The sequence below is a fragment of the Microbacterium sp. 2FI genome, assembly GCF_005502885.1.
GTDB lineage: Bacteria > Actinomycetota > Actinomycetes > Actinomycetales > Microbacteriaceae > Microbacterium.
The window spans coordinates 1-2,139 of the sequence record NZ_SCMR01000041.1 but is presented as its reverse complement, the minus strand read 5'-3'; the positions used below and the strand labels follow the sequence as shown (position 1 = coordinate 2,139).

General features: G+C 67.2%; 2 protein-coding genes. Both read right to left on the bottom strand.

Features of this window, described 5'->3' with window-relative positions; all coding sequences use genetic code 11:
• Positions 1–62: 62 nt before the first annotated feature.
• The gene (gene istB / locus FFS15_RS18510) at positions 63–860 is read right to left on the bottom strand and encodes an IS21-like element helper ATPase IstB (protein ID WP_137846526.1); all 798 of its coding nucleotides are present in this window, start codon (positions 858–860) and stop codon (positions 63–65) included.
• The gene (istA, locus tag FFS15_RS18505; protein ID WP_137846525.1) at positions 860–2,074 is read right to left on the bottom strand and encodes an IS21 family transposase; all 1,215 of its coding nucleotides are present in this window, start codon (positions 2,072–2,074) and stop codon (positions 860–862) included. Before istA ends, istB begins: the two co-directional genes overlap by 1 nt.
• Between the last annotated feature and the right edge of the window lie 65 nt (positions 2,075–2,139).

Sequence of the window (2,139 nt, the reverse complement as noted above, 5' to 3'; positions counted from 1 at the left end):
TGTCAGCGACGCTTGAGAACTGGTCAGTTTCGATCTTCGAAAAGTGAACAGTTGCGGGCAGTCTAGCCAGGGGTTTCGTCGGTGGTGGTTCTGATGCTGGGGAGGCTGTCGATGCCTCTGCCGCGGAGCCGGTAGCTCGCCCCCTTCAACGTGAGCACGTCGGCGTGGTGGACGATCCGGTCGATCATCGCGGCAGCGACGGCTTGGTCTCCGAACACGCCGCCCCAGCCGGAGAACGGCAGGTTCGAAGTGAGGATCAGCGACGCGTGTTCGTAGCGGGATGAGACGAGTTGGAAGAACAGGTTCGCTGCGTCTTGCTCGAAGGGCAGGTAGCCGACCTCGTCGACGATGATCAGCCCGTAACGCCGCAGCCGGGCGAGCTCGTTCGGGAGCCGGCCTTGCCGGTGGGCGTCGGTGAGGCGGGTGACCCAGTCCGTCGCCGTCGCGAACAGGACCCGGTGACCGTGCCGAGCGGCGACGATCCCGAGTGCGGTCGCAAGGTGGGTCTTCCCGGTTCCGGGTGGGCCGAGCAGGACGACGTTCTGCGCTTCGAGGAGGAACCCTCCGGAGGCGAGGGCGGCGATCTGCTGCCGGGCCGTTGGCTGCGCGTCCCAGTCGAAGTCCTCGAGCGTCTTGCGGGCGGGGAACCCGGCGGCTTTGATCCGCAACTCCGCGCCGGACGCGTTCCTAGCTGAGACTTCGCGTTCGAGGACGGCGGCGAGGTAGTCCTCGAACGACCAGCCCGCATCGCGCGCCTGATCGGCCATCCGGCCGGCGGCTTCGGTGATCCGGGGCGCTTTCAAAGCGCCAGCGAGGTAGGTGATCTGCTTCACGGCGTCCGTCGTCTTCGTCGCGCCCATCAGCTGTTCTCCTGGTCGGTGACCAGCCCGAAGGCTCGGTCATAGTCGGCGAGGTCTCGGGCCAGGTCGTCACCGACTGCTGTGGCGCGGGGCGTCTGGAACTGCTTGCGGAGCCGCGCCGCTGTCTCGACGTGGACCGGGTCGGTGACCGTGGTTCCGCGCGCCCAGACCCTCACATGATCGGCGACGACCCGGCCATCCGCGCGGACCTTCACGCGTTCCAGGTCAGCACTCACGTCGACCATGCGACCGATGGCGGTCGGGTCGACGGAGTAGTCGTTCGTGTCGAGGCGGACGTAGTAGTCCCGACCCAGTCGGATGCTGTTGCGCCAGCCGAGATGGATCGGGATCGGCGGCAACGGCAGCATCGCGGCCCGGTCCGCGTCGAGCCGGTCCATTGGCGATGCTTTGATCGTGCGGACCACGCGCGTGTTCGCCCGGTTCAGCCAGTCGGTGAACTGGGTGTTGAAGTCCGCCGGGGACGAGAAGGACCGGCCGGGCATGAACGAGGTCTCGAACCAGCCGTTGCGGCGCTCGACGACACCCTTCGATTCCGGATCGCGAGGGGGTAGCAGCACGAGCCTGGTCGCGAGGGTTCCCATGAACGCCGCGACGCCGGCGGCAGGCCGATGGCCGCGCCCGATGCCGCCCTCGTTGTCCCAGATCAGCCGGCGCGGGACCCGACCGAGCTGCTGGATCAGTTCCCACGACGCCAGCAGCAGATCCTCCGTCGTCCGCGTCGGGATCATCCGACCGACCATGAACCTGGAGTGCGCGGCGGTGATCACCAGCACCGGCAGCAACTTCGCCGTGCCGTCCTCGAGCGGGATCTTCTTCGGCGGGAACCAGAGATCACACTGCGCCGCATCACCCGGATCCCAGGTGAGCCGATCCGCCGGGTCGATCGGCCGGAACTCCGGCCGCAGCCGCTTCACCCCCGCCCGGAACCACGTGATCGACCCCGTCCAACCGACCCGCTCCGCGAGCACTGTCGCGGGCATATCCGGGGTCTGCTCCAACAGCGCCCGCACCCGTGGTTCGAACGCGACGAACGAGGACTCCGTCGGGGTCCGTTCATACTGCGGCGGCGAATCCGATCGGACCGCCTTCAACACCGTCGTCCTCGAGATCCCCAACCTCGCCGCGATACGCGCCTTCGGCACGCCCTCCGCAGCCAACCTCCGGATCAGCGCCCAGTCCTCCAAAGTGATCACTCTCCAATCGTCGAGTGTTCACTTTTCACCGCCGAAACTGACCAGTTTTCGAGCGTCGTCGACAC

Bases quoted from the DNA above. Each gene is read 5' to 3' on its own strand.
- istB (WP_137846526.1), bottom strand. From the start codon at position 860: ATGGGCGCGACGAAGACGACGGACGCCGTGAAGCAGATCACCTACCTC.